Raw genomic sequence first — 14,091 nt, forward strand, 5'->3', positions numbered from 1 at the left:
TGATGAGCCAGTCCATAATCGGCACCCCGTACAAACGTATCGACGGTCGCCTCAAAGTCACCGGTGCAGCACGCTATGCCGCGGACCATCCCTTGCCAGGGATGGCCTATGCTTACGGCGTCTACAGCACGATCGCCAACGGCCGGGTCGTGGCCATCGATGACACCCGGGCACGCGCGATGCCAGGCGTGGTCGCTGTGCTGCACCATGGCAATTTTCCCGCGTTGCACCGCACGCCTGATGTGGCCATGACCTTCAAGGACATACTCAGCGCGGCCAAGGTCGACGAGCGTCGCCTGCCTTTCGAGGACGACAAGGTCGCCTATCCGGGGCAGTTCGTCGCCCTGGTGGTGGCTGACACATTCGAGCAGGCCCGTGCCGCGGCGCTTCAGGTCAAGGTCGATTATGCCGAAAGTCCGGCCATTACCAATCTCAAGGACGCACTCAAGCAAAAGGGCGCACGCGAGGGCGGGCGAGGGCACAGCCGAGGCGACCCCGAGGCAGCCTGGCAAACGGCTGCCAGCCGGCTCGACCAGACCTACAACACGCCGGTCGAAACCCACAGCCCGATGGAGATGCATGCGACCACAGCGTATTGGCGCGACGGCAAGCTGTATGTCTACGAAGGCACGCAGGGGGTGGTGAATCATCGCAACGTGTTGGCGAATGTCTTCGATCTGCCGCCAGACCGTGTTGAAGTGCATGCACCCTTCATAGGTTCGGGGTTTGGCAGCAAACTCTGGCCGTGGCCTCATTCGATAGCCGCCTGCGCCGCCGCGAAGGTCGTTAAGCGACCGGTACAACTGATGCTGCCCAGGGCGCAGATGTTTACCACCGCTGGCCATCGCCCTGAAACGTTGCAGCGAGTGCGCCTGGCCACCGATGGAAACGGCAAACTCGTATCGATTCGGCATGAATCATTCAATAGCACCTCGACCACCGATGCCTACACCGAAGCATGCGGTGGCGTCACACGCAGCCTTTATTCGTGTGCGAACGTGCTGGTGAATCACAAGAACAGCCCGCTGAATCGCGGCACGCCCACGTCAATGCGTGCACCGGGTGCCGCCCCTGGCCTGTTTGCACTGGAGTCGGCGATAGACGAATTGGCGCTGTTGCGTGGCATTGACCCACTGGCATTTCGCAAGCTGAATCTGGCCACGCGCGACGAAAGCCTGAACCTGGAGTGGTCGAGTAATCATCTGCCCGAAGCGATTGATACCGCCGCACAACGATTTGGCTGGCACGCACGCAATGCAGCGGTTGGATCAATGCGTGACGGTGATGAAGTCATAGGCTATGGCATGGGCGCCTGCAATTGGGAGGCCTTCCAGGTACCCACCGACGCCCGCGTAATTATTCGCTCGGATGGCACCGTGCTTGTTCAATGCGGTCAGCAGGATATCGGCACCGGAACCTATACAGTGGTGGCGCAGACCGTCGCTCAACTGACTGGCCTGCCGTTCGAGCGTATTGAGGTCCAACTGGGCAGTTCCACCTTCCCTCCAGGCGCATTGGCCGGCGGTTCCTGGGCCACGGCGAGCATCCTGCCGGCGATCGCCGGCGCCACACGAGCCGCGCTTACCAAGCTGCGCGAGTATGCGGTGATGAGCGGTGGGCTGCTTTCAGGCAGCGACGCGGCAAGCCTTGCCGTCGATTGTGGCCATCTGGTCAATGGCGATCAGCGTGTGAGTTTCGCCGCGGTGCTGCGCCACCAGCGCATCGCTCGCGCTGAGGGCAACTTCCAGAGCGGGGCCAAGGGCGGCGACTTTTCCTATCGCTCTTTCGGTGCGCACTTTGTCGAGGTGCGCTGGGACCCGGGCATCTCGCGCCTGCGGGTAGCACGGGTGGTGAGTGCCATCGATGTGGGCAAGGTGGTTAATCCACTCGCTGCACGCAATCAGGTCGAAGGGGCAATCATCATGGGCCTCGGTATGGCGCTGTTTGAAGCATCGGAAAACGATCAGCGCAGCGGTCTGCCGGTTAACAATAACTACGCCGAATACGTAGTGCCTGTGCAGGGTGACTTGCCTGATATCGATGTGACGCTGCTCGACTATCCGGATTACAACCTGAGCGAGTTCGGTGCGCGCGGTATCGGCGAAATCGGTGTGACGGGGCTGGCAGCGGCGGTCGCCAATGGCGTTTACCACGCCACTGGGAAACGCATTCGCAGCTTGCCGATTACCAAGGAAAAGCTGATGACTCTTTAAGGCACGTTAAGGCACGCGTTGTAAGCAAGCACCCGACGCGTGCCCTATCAGATCACTGCTTGAAGGGCGCTTCAACACCGGAGTAGGCCAGCACCGTATCAGGCAACCGCGCGCCCTGGATCTTGATCGCGGACAGGGCATCATCAAGCTCGGTGAGCTCTGTCGATGAGAACTGAATTGAAGCTGCCCCGACATTCTCGAGCATGTGCGGCATCTGTGTTGTTCCAGGGATAGGCACGATCCACGGTTTTTGCGCCATCAACCAGGCCAGTGCAACCTGTGCCGGTGTCGCTTGTTTGCGCTCCGCCCAGGTGTTGAGCAAGGCCACGAGCCTCAGGTTGGAGGGGAGGTTGTCTTCGGCGAACCGGCTTTCCAGTTTTCTGATATCCCCATCGGCAAATCGCGTCTTAGCGTCGATCGCGCCGGTGAGGAAGCCTACGCCCAACGGGCTCCAGGGCACGAATCCGATCCCGAGCTCTTCGCATACCGAGAGAACACCCTCCTCGGGGCCGCGCCACAGCATCGAATATTCGCTTTGTACGGCGCTTAACGGGCTGGCAGCGTGGGCTCTGCGAAGGGTGCCGAGTCCCATTTCGCTAAGACCCCAATGGAGTACCTTGCCCTGGGCAATCAGGTCGTTGATTGCACCGGCAACGTCTTCAATAGGAACCTGGGGGTCGACTCGATGCTGGTACAACAAATCGATGCGGTCTGTTCTGAGACGCTTCAACATGGCCTCGACGGCCTGTTTAATGTGCTCCGGACGGCTGTTGAGCCCTGGGCTGCGCACACCCGTTTCGGAATCGATGTTCCAGCCGAATTTTGTGGCGATCACCACCTGGTCTCGAAAAGAGGCGACGCCTTCGCCGAGGATTCTCTCCACTTCAAGCGGGCCATAGGCTTCAGCGGCGTCAAAAAGGGTGATGCCTTGGTCAAACGCTGCATGGATGATGTTGAGCATCTCTGGCCGACTGGGAATGGTCGTCTGATACGTTCGGCTCACGTTCTGCACGCCAAGCCCCACGCTCGAAACCTCCAGCGAGCCCAGCCTTCGGCGCCCAGGCGTCTTAACAGGCTGTTGGGCCGCGTTTGATGCGCCTGATGCAAAAGACGGCGCGCCCGCGAGTATTGGGGCTGCGGCAACGCTTGCGGCGAAAGTGAGCAGTCGACGACGGCTGATATCCAGCGAGAGGGTTTCTGTCATCCCTGAAAGTCCTTTGATTGAGCGCAAGAGATGGGCTTATTGCCCGACCATTTTCATCGCCGCTTCAGGCAATCGATCACCCTGTACCTGGATTTTTGATGTTTCTGAATCGAGCTCCAGCAGATCCTCTTGGGTCAGTTCGAGTTCGACGGCCGTCAGGTTTTCTTCAAGGCGGTGCTGCTTGGTGGTACCTGGGATCGGCACAATCCAGGGCTTTTGCGCGAGCAGCCAGGCTAGAGCGATTTGTGCCGGCGTTGCGCCCTTGCGATCGGCTAAACGTTTGATCGCGGTGACCAATGCCGCATTAGCTTTTCGTGCTTCGGGGGTGAAGCGGGGCACAACATTGCGGAAGTCCGTTGGATCGAAGGTGGTGTTCTCGTCGATCTTCCCGGTCAGAAACCCGGCGCCAAGTGGGCTGAACGGCATGAACCCAATGTTGAGTTCTTCAAGCAGAGGCAACAGCTCTTGCTCCGGTGCCCGCCAGAACAATGAGTATTCGCTTTGAACCGCAGCGACTTTTTGCACGGCATGGGCGCGGCGAATGGTTTGGACACCCGCTTCCGAAAGCCCGAAGTGCCCGACTTTGCCTTCGGCAATGAGTTGCTGTACCGCGCCGGCGACGTCTTCGATTGGCACGCCAGGGTCCACCCGGTGCTGATACAGAAGGTCAATACGGTCGGTACGCAAGCGTTTCAGCGATGCTTCCACGACAGCCTTGATATGCTCGGGACGGCTGTTGGTACCTGCGCGTCGTTCGCCCGTCTCCAGGTCGATGTCGAAACCGAACTTGGTGGCGATGACCACCTGATCCCTGATCGGCGCCAACGCGGTACCGAGCAATGTTTCATTGATGAAGGGGCCGTAAGCTTCTGCCGTATCGAACAAGGTAACGCCTTGATCGTGCGCTGTGCGTATCAGCTTGATCATCTCCTCGGCGTCTGCTGCCGGGCCGTAGCCGGAGCTCATGCCCATGCAGCCCAGGCCCAAGGCGGAAACCGTGAGTCCATCGCTTAGCGTTCTCGTCTTCATGTTCTCGCTCGGATTGAGTGGCAGTGGTCGTAATAGGATAAATAGCAATTTATCCAGTCATCACAACGCGCACTAGCCGGGTAACTCCGGACGGGCCTATGAGATGAATTCATCAATGCCGGCCCACTGCACAGTGTCAGCCAACCTCACCGGCGCGAAGCGAAGACCTCCTTGAGTACCGGCACGGCCGACATCGCCTTCGGCCAGCCCACGTAGAACGCCAAATGCGTCACCACTTCGGCGGCCTGGGCTTGGCTCAGGCCGTTGTCCATGGCGCGGTTGAGGTGGAACGGCAGTTGCGCCGCCTGGCCTTGGGCTATAAGCGCGGCGACGGTGACCAGGCTGCGATCCCGGGCACTCAGATTGCTTTGCCGCCACAGGTCGCCGAACAACACGTCATTGGTGTAACGGGCCAGCTCCGGTGCTACCCCACCCACCCCGGACTCGACTGCGGCTCGGCGTTTTACTTCACTCTCGGGATCAAGTGTCAGGGGAGCTTGCGTGGGAGGGGAAATCTCGTCGGCAGGGATATCTCGCTCGCTGAATACCTGCTTGGCGACGCCGGCCGCCGACATCGCGTTAGGCCAGCCGGAGTAGAACGCCAAATGGGTAATGATTGCGCTGATCTCACTGGGTTTGAGCCCATTGTCGAGCCCCAGCTTTATGTGCCCGGTGAGTTGCGGGATCTGGCCACTGGCGATCAGGGCAGACAAGGTGATCAGGCTGCGATCTCGGGGTATCAGCTCTGCACGTTTCCACACTTCGCCGAACAGCAGTTCGGTGGTGTATTTGTAAAGCTGCGGGGTGACTTCGAGCACATCGGGTGATGGCTTCGGGTCCGGGCGCGGCAGCCCTTGGTCGGCGTCCACGGCAGCGGCGAAGAGGAGGGTGGCGAAAGTAGTCGCGGTGAACAGTTTCATCGGGCGTTCCCATTGGCGTGTTGACACGCCCATGGTAGGCAACTGCGATCTATTGATTAAGACGTATAACCTGCATGAAGTCATGAGTTGGATTCATCAGTAAACCGGATCGCTCTGACACCTTCCAATTGATGTGAGATAGGCTATACAACCATCACTTTATGAATGAGGTTCATCAATGGCGCGCGAAGGCTATGGCGACTTATTGGCATTTGTAGCGGTCGCGCGGGAACGCAGTTTTACCCGCGCTGCCGCTCAGCTCGGCGTTTCGCAGTCGGCTTTAAGTCATACCATCCGCGCGCTGGAAGCCCGACTTGGCGTGCGTTTGCTGACCCGAACCACTCGCAGCGTGGCGCCTACCGAGGCCGGAGACCAACTGTTCAACAAGCTGGCCCCGCGCTTCGAAGAGATCGAAGCCGACCTTGCCGAGGTGGTCGAGCTGCGTGACTCGCCTCGCGGTACGGTGCGCATATCAGCCACCGATTACGCTGCGAACGCAGTGCTGTGGCCGCGCTTGGCTCAATTCATGCCGCGCTATCCAGACATCAACATCGAAATCATCACCGACTATGGCCTGACCGATATCGTTGCCGAGCGTTATGACATTGGCGTGCGCCTGGGTAGCCAGGTTGCCCAGGACATGATTGCCGTGCGGATCGGCCCCGACATGCGCATGGCGATGGTCGCCTCGCCTGCGTATCTGCACGCGCACTCCGCGCCGCAGCATCCGGACGACCTGGCCGCGCACAATTGCATCAACCTGAGGCTCCCTACCCATGGCGGTTGCTACCCATGGGAGCTCGCCAACGGTAAGCGTGAGTTACAGGTTCGGGTGCAGGGCCAACTCACCTTCAATGGCACCTACCCGATGCTCGCGGCGGCCTTGGACGGATGCGGCGTGGCGTATCTGCCTGACGACCTGGTTAAAGAGCACGTTGCCGCCGGCCGTCTCTGTTGGGTGCTGGAGGCGTGGTTTCCGACCTTTGCCGGCCTGCATATCTATTACCCGAGCCGGCGGCAGTCATCACGAGCCCTTGCGCTGGTAGTGGACGCGTTGCGCTACAAGGCGTAATTCATTCATGAATTGGCCTCATGGCCGTATCCTTTTTTTGCACCTTAATCACCAATCCGAATGGGGCTAGGATCAATTCATCTTTCCACGCCTTTGAGGGTTAATGATGAATTACCGTTATCTGGGCCGCAGCGCCCTGAAAGTATCGCCTTTGTGCCTGGGCGCCATGATGTTTGGCGGTGAGACTGACGAAGCCACCAGTAAGCGCATCATCGACAAGGCCGGTGCCGCCGGCATCAACTTCATCGACACGGCGGATGCCTACCACGCTGGGCGCTCGGAAGAAGTGGTCGGCCGCTCCATTGCGGCTCAGCGTGACAATTGGATCGTCGCAACCAAGTTCGGTTACCCGTCGTCAGCCGATGCGGGCCCGAACCAACAGGGGCAGTCGCGCAAATGGATCATGCAGAATGTCGAGGCCAGCCTTAAACGCCTGGGCAGCGACTATATCGATATCGTGTATTTCCACCGCACCTTGAGTGATGCGCCGATGGAAGAAGGCTTGAGAGCGATTGAAGACCTGATTCGCCAGGGCAAGATCCGCTATTACGGGGCTTCGAATTTCCACGGCTGGAAAATCGCCGAGATGGTGCGCATCGCCGATTCGTTGGGCATGCAGCGGCCAACTGTCAGCCAGCCGTTGTACAACATCGTCAATCGTATTGCCGAGGTTGAGCAATTGCCGGTTGCAGGCAACTACGGCATTGGCGTTGTGCCCTACAGCCCGCTCGCCCGGGGCGTGCTCAGCGGTAAGTACCCGGTGGATGCGCCGCCGCCAGCTGATACAAGGGCAGGGCGCGGTGACAAGCGTATCCAGCAGACAGAATGGCGCCCTGAGTCGTTGAAGATCGCACAGACCATCGCCCAGCATGCTAGCGAACGTGGCACCACGTCAGTGGCCTTTGCCATCGCCTGGGTGCTGAAAAACCAGCTGATCAGCGCCGCGATCGCAGGCCCGCGCACGGAAGCTCACTGGGACAGCTACCTGCAAGCTCTGGGGCTGGAACTGGGGCCGGAGGATGAAAAGCTGGTCGACAGCCTGGTGGTGCCGGGGCACGCGTCGACGCACGGATTCACTGATCCCGGTTATCCGGTCGAAGGTCGTAAAGTCAGCTGAACGGAATAAGACGAGGGCAGGCGGCGTAGTGGTTGCCGGCTTTGTTGTTGAAATATCGACGCACAAAGCAAGACCGCCGACGCCCCTCCAGGGCTATCGGCGGCAAGCACGGGTGCAGGGTTTCAGCGGTTAACGTTCTTTTGCAAATGGGCAGGGTAGCGATCGCCTACGATCTTGACCTGCTCCAATGCCGTCGCGATGGCGCTGAGATCGGCCGTGTTCAGAACCAGACTGGCGGCGCCGATGTTCTCTTCCAGTCGATTCAACTTGGTGGTCCCTGGAATCGGCACTATCCAGGGCTTCTGCGCCAACAGCCAAGCCAGGGCAACCTGCGCGCGTGTTGCGCCTTGACCATCGGCAATTTGCCCGAGTACCTCGACCAGTTTTGCATTGGCCTTGCGGTTCTCTTCGGTGAAGCGCGGGACTACATTGCGGAAGTCGTCATCGGCAAATTTGGTGTTGGCATCGATGGCTCCGGTAAGGAAGCCTTTGCCTAGCGGGCTGAATGGCACGAAGCCGATTCCGAGTTCCTCCAGTACCGGCAAGATCTGCTCTTCAGGCTCGCGCCACCACAACGAATACTCACTTTGCAAGGCCGCGACAGGCAGCACGGCGTGCGCGCGGCGAATTGCATCGGGCCCCGCTTCTGACATCCCGAAGTGCAGAACTTTGCCTGCTTCGACCAGTTGCTTAACGGCGCCCACAACCTCTTCAATCGGCACCTGGGGATCAATGCGGTGCTGGTAGAGCAAGTCGATGCGGTCAGTGTTAAGCCGCTTTAACGAGGCCTCGACCACCGACTTGATAGTTTCAGGCCGACTGTCGAGGCCTGCACCTGGCACGCCATTTTTGAACCCGAACTTGGTTGCAATAACGACTTGATCCCGCATAGGCGCCAACGCTTCACCCAGCAGTTCTTCGTTGGTGTAGGGCCCATAAGCCTCGGCGCTGTCGAAGAAATTAACGCCCTTGTCGAACGCATCACGAATGAGGGTCACTGCCGCCTTGCGCTCCAGCGCGGGGCCGTAGGCGAAACTCAGGCCCATGCAGCCCAAGCCAATGGCGGAGACTTGCAAAGCGCTTTTACCTAAATGACGTTTCTGCATGTTTCTTCTCCTTCGCAAGCAAGTAACTGATTGGTACACTTTAGATTGCTGTGTATCGCTCAACAATGCGCGCATTGCTTCATGAGCACCTGAGGAGAATTCATTAATGATCCGCGCTGGACTTCCTGAGTTGACGGCTTTTATTGCGATCGCAGAACAACGCAGTTTCAGCGGCGCTGCGAAGATTCTTGGTGTGTCGGCTTCGGCCCTTAGCCATTCGATGCGGGGCCTTGAGTCGCGCTTGGAGCTGCGGCTGTTCAACCGCACAACCCGCTCTGTCGCGCTGACGGAGGCCGGGGAGCAATTGTTCAAGCGCGTACAACCGCTGTTGGGCGATCTTGAATGCGCGGTTAACGAAGTGACCTCTGAGCGCAACACGCCCTCCGGGTCGATACGGCTGAGCGCGTCGGAGTCATCGTTCAAGCCACTGATCCGGCACGTGATGCCTGGTTTTTTGCGCGATAACCCGCAGATTCATATCGAATGCATTGCGGACAGCCGCCTGGTCGATATCGTCGCTGATGGGTTCGATGCGGGTATTCGCCTGTATGACGACGTGCCCCGAGACATGATCGCGGTGCGTTTTGGCCCCGACGTACGATTTGCAGCCGTTGCCTCTCCGGACTACCTGCTTCACCACCCGGAACCTAAGGCGCCGCATGACCTCAAGGCGCACCGTTGCATTCGCTTTCGTTTCGCCAGCGGCACCTTGTTTCGCTGGGATCTAGGCCATCAGGGCAGAACCGCCAGCATCGATGTCGATGGGCCGATGACGATGGACAACATCAACTTGATGACGGAGGCCGCGCTGGCCGGCATCGGCATTGCGTGGCTGCCGGAGCTTCAAGTTCAAGAGCATCTGCAGGCCGGTCGCCTGGTGCATCTGTTGCCAGACTGGGGCCCGTACTACCCCGGCGCATGCCTGTACTACCCGGCCAACCGGCACCCGCCGATGGCACTGCGAATGTTCGCCGAGGCGGTACGTGAATGGGCGCGCGGCCAAGAGTGCAACCAACCCGGTACGGGCTGAATGGTTTGGCAGCGTCATCCCCAGAGCCGCGCGGTTAGTGCAATCACTCACCGTACCAATACTGTGCGGTGACGCCTCCGTCCATCAGGAAGTCGCTACCGGTGATGAACGTGCCCTCAGGGCCCATCAGCAACGCCGCTACCGCACCGACTTCGTCGGGCGTACCACCACGCTTGGCTGCGCTGGATTCAATCATGCGCCGGTAACCGTCGCCACGTGGGCCAGACAGCTCGTCCCGGGCCAATGGGGTAAAGATGATGCCTGGGCTGATGGTGTTGACCCGCGCACCGCGCTTGCCCCAGCGCACAGCCTGCGCAGCGACGCGCAGGGAGTTGCCGCGCTTGGAGATCTGGTAGGCATTCAGTGGGTCGGTCACCTGTTCGGGTTGCAGCATCGGCAAACTGAGCAGCTGCTCAGTCGGGGTCAACGCCAAGGCTTTATTTTGCTCAGCGGTCAGCGCTGGCAAGCGGTGGCCTGACTGCGAGGCGATAACGATTGCCGAACCCCCTTTTGCAATGACATCGCCAAACAGTTCTAACACCAGCGCGGTGCCATAGAGGTCGACCAGCAGAATGGTCGCCGGAGCCGCCTGCGAAGGCGAAACACCTGCTGCGTGGATGACTCCAGTGATGTCGCCAATGCTCGTAGCCAGGTCGACGAGGGCCAGGACGGATGCGCGGGACGAGACATCAACGTTTGACGTGGTGACCTCGAAACCGGCATCGCCCAAGACTTTCGCCGCGGCTTCAGCTGTTTCTTTTCGCAGGTCGGCGAGCACGACATGTTTGCCCGCGCTGACACGCCGAGCGATGGCTTGGCCAATCGAACCCGCGCCGATTACCACTGTTACATCTGTCATTTTCATATTCCTGGAATGGCTTGATTCAACTTTACGGGGAGAAACGCTGGTTGATTAGCCTCAGTAAAAAGAGCGCCCTTGTGAGTTGAATTCAGCAGTGGATCGCAATTGCCTGGCTCCCAGGCGAACTGAGGATAATCCTAACGGTGGCCGACTAACCGACCGACTACTCGACTAAACTCCACCCGAGCTGCTCCTGACCGCGCCTGGTGAGACTTGATGATTGCCCATACCCCCACGCTTTTTGCCTGCGTTGCCTTAGTGGCGACGATCATGGCGTTTTGTCTGATATTGGTCGGACAGTTCAACAGGCGTGACGGCTTGCTGACCATTGGCTTTGGTTTGCTGGCACATGCCCTGGCTTACGTTGGATATACCTTGTACGGCCACGCGCCGTTGTGGTTGACCTACGGGGCTGCGAACACATTGCTGGCGGTTGCGTTGGCCTTTTACGGGGCCAGCATCTTTCGCATTGTCGAGTTGCCCGTCTCCTGGTGGCGGATATTTGCGCCTGCGGCATTGATGCTCGCATTGATGGTCAGTCTGATCGACACGCTGGAACCGCGAATGCTCGCTGCCACGCTGGTGTTGATGGTGCAGTGCGCCTTGATCATTTACTGGACGCGCCGCTACATCCCCGCTCAGGGGCGTGCGCGCATGCTGTTGATCATCGGATCGAGTATCAGCCTGATCGGTTTGGGCATGCGGGTAGTCGCGATCATCGGCGGGGGAGCTGCCGAGATGCGCTATGACGTCAGTAACCTCAAGCAAACCATCTCAGTCAGTATCGGCACGTTCACCGCGATGATGATTTCCCTCGGGCTGGTGCTGCTGGCCAAAGAACGCAGTGAGTCGCTATTCCAGCGCCTGGCGTTAAGAGACGTGCTGACCGGGATTCTCAATCGTAGAGCGGTCCTTGAGCAGTTTTGCAAAGAGTTGGAACGCGCGCGTCGAGACGCTTCCTATCTGGCGGTGGCGATGGTCGACATCGACCATTTCAAGCAGATCAATGATGTGTATGGGCACCTGGCCGGTGATGAGGTGATTTGCCACTGCGTCAACCATCTCACCCAGCGAATTCGTGCATCCGACAGTATTGGTCGTTATGGAGGCGAGGAGTTTCTGGTGTTGCTTCCCCTCACCAGCCCCGATGACGCGGTGGCGGTTCTGGACGAGTTGCGCGCGTCGCTGGCGGATTCACCGGCTCGGTTTGGCGAGGCAACCATCGCATTGCGCATCAGTATCGGTGTTTGTTGCGTGGTGCCAAACGAAGCTGACACCACGGCCAGCCTGCTTGCCCGTGCGGATGCCGCACTGTATGAAGCCAAGGGCTTGGGGCGCAATACGTTGTGTTTGGCACCGCCGTGTGTGCGTCACGGTGAAACTACCGCCATTCCTATTATTGAGCACTGAACGGCAACACAGGTAAAACCCCTGGCGCGGGTTAAAACAGCCATGACTTGGGGCTGCAGCGAGCCTAATTCAACGGGCCCACGACCTGCCGGTAATGTTCTGGCCCCTGTAATGTCTGGCGAGTCAGTTTGATCTCCAGGCCCTGGGGTTCGTCCTTGCGATTGCCGCTCAGCTGGCGCCAACCCTGGCCAGGTTCCCAGACGCGCACCTGCAGGTCACTGACCTTGTCCAATACCGCCACGCCTTCGCCCGGCGCGGGCAGTGGGAAGTGGCTGCGCGCGGGCGCTGTGGCGCGATACAGGGTTTGGCCCTGCAACCACCAGCGTACCCGCTGCAGACCGTCTGCCGATGCAGGCGCGCTTCGTATCACGTCGAGGCGAAAGCGCTGATTGTCCGCGCTGCGCACGCTGATCGCCGCCGGGGTTTGCGCAGGTTCGGTCTCGTGCCCGGTCAGGTTCGGCACGCGCAATTCGGTGCTGGCGCGCAGGGCCAGGTCGCGCTCCAGTTGGTTCAGGGCACGCAGTATGGCTTCCGTATGTTCGGTGCTGGCCTGCAAATGCTGGTCGGTACGGGTCACGCTGTCGAGGCCGCGCCAGGCGATCAGGCTGACAATCGCCATCAGCATGATCGCCACCATTACTTCAATCAGCGTAAAACCTTGCTGCCGGGTCTTCATGGCGTCGCCCCCACACCAAATTGCCCGGCCGCGGTGCGCAGTACCGAGAGGCTGTTCTGGCCGTCCGACAGTTGCACCTGCAACGGCGTGTCGAACCATTCGGCGTTGAGTACTACTCGTTGCTTGGGAATGACGCGCACCTGAACTGTTGGCGTATCCCACGCACGGGGACGCAGTTGCGGGTCGCCTTTGAACTGATCGAAGCCCGTACCTTGTTCATCGCGGCGGCTGAAGCGAAACCCTTTGGCGTCGGCGTGCCAGGTGATCGGGCGGCCGTCGGCGCGGGCTTCGGCCTGGGCGACCTGCAGCAGTTGGACCAGGCGATTAGCGTCCTGACGCAGCAGGTGCAGCGGGTCGGGTTTGATACTCAGGCCGACCGCCGCACTGGCGATGCCGATAATGATCAGCACCACCATCAATTCGATCAGGGTAAAGCCTTGTTGCCTGGCTGGGGTCTTCACGTAACGCTCCGTCGTCGTGGAGAAAAAACCTCGTTGTTGTGCTGTAGACTGCGCGACAGGACAACAAGGAGGTTTGGTCTTGGCATACACTTTTCGTTTATCGCCCGCGCAACTGCTGCAGTCGGCGGCGTTGCTCGCGACGCTGGCGGGCGTGGTGGTCTGGTCATCACTGCTGCTGACCCCGGCCCAATCCAGCACACCACCGGCCGAGCGCGAAGGCGCGGCAGTCGCGGTCGACAGCCCCGCGTTGCAGTGGTTTTCCAACAGGCCTGCAGGCGTGGATCTCAAGGTCTCGGGGGTGATGACCGGGGCGCACGGCGCGGTGGCAATCCTTAGCCTCAACGGCGCACCACCGCGCGGTTTTCTGGTGGGTGAGCGCCTGCTCCAGGGCGTGCGTCTGGTGGCGATTGAGCGGGACACCGTGGTGATCGAGCGCGGCACCGAGCAGATTCGATTCAAGGTCAGCACGCTGCCCGACGTCCCGGCGATGCCACGACTGACCCGGCCTTGAGCCCGTTCATTCGCGCTTTTCCAGGGGCTGGGCGAGCAGTGTCTCGAGCCGCGCCAACGGCGGTGCCTCGCGCTCGCGGTCCGAGACCTGCAGCGTGACGCGCATCAGCCGTGGGTCTGCGCTTGGCGCGATGACTTGCTCACAGCGCAGTTGCAGGCGCCCCTGATCACACTCGAAGGCTTTGTGCCCCTTTACGAACCGGCCTTCCAGGCGCAGTTCGGCGAGTCGGCCCTGCGCCGCCAGCAGTGCCAGTGCTCGGTCACGCAGCAGCCCATTACTCTGGGTCATCAGGCCCGCAACGCGCACGGCTGCCGACATGGCCACGGCGATAATCGCCAACGCCACCAGCACCTCGATCAACGTAAAACCTTGCTCCTTGCGCGACAGCTCCATGGGTGACTCTTCAGCGTAAACCGGCGTGCAGGATAACACTCGAAAACACGCAAAAGACCCAGCGTGCTGCTGAGTTTTTTCAATACA

General features: G+C 59.9%; 14 protein-coding genes. 6 read left to right on the plus strand and 8 right to left on the minus strand.

Annotation, left to right across the window (positions count from 1 at the left end):
- Window positions 1-2: 2 nt before the first annotated feature.
- Window positions 3-2,213, plus strand: coding sequence for a xanthine dehydrogenase family protein molybdopterin-binding subunit (locus CXQ82_RS13980; protein WP_101269890.1), 2,211 nt, complete (start codon window positions 3-5; stop codon window positions 2,211-2,213).
- 52 nt (window positions 2,214-2,265) lie between these two features.
- Here the strand turns inward: CXQ82_RS13980 and CXQ82_RS13985 are convergent, their stop codons facing one another.
- From CXQ82_RS13985 to CXQ82_RS13995, 3 genes are all read right to left on the minus strand, one after another.
- Window positions 2,266-3,417, minus strand: coding sequence for an aldo/keto reductase (locus tag CXQ82_RS13985; protein WP_101269893.1), 1,152 nt, complete (start codon window positions 3,415-3,417; stop codon window positions 2,266-2,268).
- A 36-nt stretch (window positions 3,418-3,453) separates the two neighbouring features.
- Entirely contained in the window at window positions 3,454-4,446 is a 993-nt protein-coding gene (locus CXQ82_RS13990) for an aldo/keto reductase (RefSeq protein ID WP_101269895.1), read from the minus strand.
- 146 nt (window positions 4,447-4,592) lie between these two features.
- Window positions 4,593-5,366 carry a carboxymuconolactone decarboxylase family protein gene (locus tag CXQ82_RS13995; RefSeq protein WP_101269897.1) on the minus strand — a complete coding sequence of 258 codons (774 nt, stop codon included), beginning with the start codon at window positions 5,364-5,366 and terminating at the stop codon, window positions 4,593-4,595.
- A 178-nt stretch (window positions 5,367-5,544) separates the two neighbouring features.
- Here CXQ82_RS13995 and CXQ82_RS14000 point away from each other — a divergent pair, with 178 nt between their 5' ends.
- Both CXQ82_RS14000 and CXQ82_RS14005 read left to right on the plus strand, forming a co-directional pair.
- Entirely contained in the window at window positions 5,545-6,438 is an 894-nt protein-coding gene (locus tag CXQ82_RS14000) for a LysR family transcriptional regulator (protein ID WP_101269899.1), read from the plus strand.
- Window positions 6,439-6,544: 106 nt separating this feature from the next.
- Window positions 6,545-7,555 (plus strand): aldo/keto reductase, encoded by a 1,011-nt coding sequence (locus tag CXQ82_RS14005; protein WP_101269901.1) that lies wholly within the window; start codon window positions 6,545-6,547, stop codon window positions 7,553-7,555.
- A 122-nt stretch (window positions 7,556-7,677) separates the two neighbouring features.
- On the opposite strand, the gene CXQ82_RS14010 is transcribed toward CXQ82_RS14005, so the two are convergent.
- Window positions 7,678-8,661, minus strand: coding sequence for an aldo/keto reductase (locus CXQ82_RS14010; RefSeq protein ID WP_101269903.1), 984 nt, complete (start codon window positions 8,659-8,661; stop codon window positions 7,678-7,680).
- A gap of 106 nt (window positions 8,662-8,767) precedes the next feature.
- Between CXQ82_RS14010 and CXQ82_RS14015 the strand changes: the two genes are divergently transcribed.
- On the plus strand, window positions 8,768-9,691 hold the full coding sequence (locus CXQ82_RS14015) for a LysR family transcriptional regulator (RefSeq protein WP_101269905.1): 924 nt from the start codon (window positions 8,768-8,770) through the stop codon (window positions 9,689-9,691).
- Window positions 9,692-9,734: 43 nt separating this feature from the next.
- On the opposite strand, the gene CXQ82_RS14020 is transcribed toward CXQ82_RS14015, so the two are convergent.
- Window positions 9,735-10,550 carry an SDR family oxidoreductase gene (locus CXQ82_RS14020; RefSeq protein ID WP_101269907.1) on the minus strand — a complete coding sequence of 272 codons (816 nt, stop codon included), beginning with the start codon at window positions 10,548-10,550 and terminating at the stop codon, window positions 9,735-9,737.
- Window positions 10,551-10,769: 219 nt separating this feature from the next.
- Here CXQ82_RS14020 and CXQ82_RS14025 point away from each other — a divergent pair, with 219 nt between their 5' ends.
- On the plus strand, window positions 10,770-11,963 hold the full coding sequence (locus CXQ82_RS14025) for a GGDEF domain-containing protein (RefSeq protein WP_101269909.1): 1,194 nt from the start codon (window positions 10,770-10,772) through the stop codon (window positions 11,961-11,963).
- Between the two features lie 64 nt (window positions 11,964-12,027).
- Here the strand turns inward: CXQ82_RS14025 and CXQ82_RS14030 are convergent, their stop codons facing one another.
- Entirely contained in the window at window positions 12,028-12,639 is a 612-nt protein-coding gene (locus tag CXQ82_RS14030) for a prepilin-type N-terminal cleavage/methylation domain-containing protein (protein ID WP_101269912.1), read from the minus strand.
- Window positions 12,636-13,100: a type II secretion system minor pseudopilin GspH gene (gspH, locus tag CXQ82_RS14035; RefSeq protein WP_256581924.1), complete on the minus strand. Its 465-nt coding sequence runs from the start codon at window positions 13,098-13,100 to the stop codon at window positions 12,636-12,638. The genes CXQ82_RS14030 and gspH overlap by 4 nt, the downstream gene beginning before the upstream one ends.
- A 79-nt stretch (window positions 13,101-13,179) precedes the next feature.
- Between gspH and CXQ82_RS14040 the strand changes: the two genes are divergently transcribed.
- A complete protein-coding gene (locus CXQ82_RS14040; protein ID WP_101269914.1) occupies window positions 13,180-13,611 on the plus strand; it encodes a general secretion pathway protein GspC in 432 nt (143 codons plus the stop codon).
- A 6-nt stretch (window positions 13,612-13,617) separates the two neighbouring features.
- Here CXQ82_RS14040 and gspI read toward each other — a convergent pair whose 3' ends face one another.
- A complete protein-coding gene (gspI, locus tag CXQ82_RS14045) occupies window positions 13,618-14,004 on the minus strand; it encodes a type II secretion system minor pseudopilin GspI (RefSeq protein WP_101269916.1) in 387 nt (128 codons plus the stop codon).
- Window positions 14,005-14,091: the final 87 nt, after the last annotated feature.

Source organism: Pseudomonas sp. S09G 359, from assembly GCF_002843605.1.
GTDB lineage: Bacteria > Pseudomonadota > Gammaproteobacteria > Pseudomonadales > Pseudomonadaceae > Aquipseudomonas.

What these genes read in the sequence shown, in the direction of transcription:
- gspI (WP_101269916.1), bottom strand. Translation starts at nt 14,004, where the DNA reads ATGGAGCTGTCGCGCAAGGAGCAAGGTTTTACGTTGATCGAGGTGCTG.
- CXQ82_RS14025 (WP_101269909.1), top strand. Translation starts at nt 10,770, where the DNA reads ATGATTGCCCATACCCCCACGCTTTTTGCCTGCGTTGCCTTAGTGGCG.
- CXQ82_RS13980 (WP_101269890.1), top strand. Translation starts at nt 3, where the DNA reads ATGAGCCAGTCCATAATCGGCACCCCGTACAAACGTATCGACGGTCGC.
- CXQ82_RS14030 (WP_101269912.1), bottom strand. Translation starts at nt 12,639, where the DNA reads ATGAAGACCCGGCAGCAAGGTTTTACGCTGATTGAAGTAATGGTGGCG.
- CXQ82_RS13985 (WP_101269893.1), bottom strand. Translation starts at nt 3,417, where the DNA reads ATGACAGAAACCCTCTCGCTGGATATCAGCCGTCGTCGACTGCTCACT.
- CXQ82_RS14015 (WP_101269905.1), top strand. Translation starts at nt 8,768, where the DNA reads ATGATCCGCGCTGGACTTCCTGAGTTGACGGCTTTTATTGCGATCGCA.
- CXQ82_RS14005 (WP_101269901.1), top strand. Translation starts at nt 6,545, where the DNA reads ATGAATTACCGTTATCTGGGCCGCAGCGCCCTGAAAGTATCGCCTTTG.
- CXQ82_RS14020 (WP_101269907.1), bottom strand. Translation starts at nt 10,550, where the DNA reads ATGACAGATGTAACAGTGGTAATCGGCGCGGGTTCGATTGGCCAAGCC.
- CXQ82_RS14000 (WP_101269899.1), top strand. Translation starts at nt 5,545, where the DNA reads ATGGCGCGCGAAGGCTATGGCGACTTATTGGCATTTGTAGCGGTCGCG.
- CXQ82_RS13995 (WP_101269897.1), bottom strand. Translation starts at nt 5,366, where the DNA reads ATGAAACTGTTCACCGCGACTACTTTCGCCACCCTCCTCTTCGCCGCT.
- CXQ82_RS14010 (WP_101269903.1), bottom strand. Translation starts at nt 8,661, where the DNA reads ATGCAGAAACGTCATTTAGGTAAAAGCGCTTTGCAAGTCTCCGCCATT.
- CXQ82_RS13990 (WP_101269895.1), bottom strand. Translation starts at nt 4,446, where the DNA reads ATGAAGACGAGAACGCTAAGCGATGGACTCACGGTTTCCGCCTTGGGC.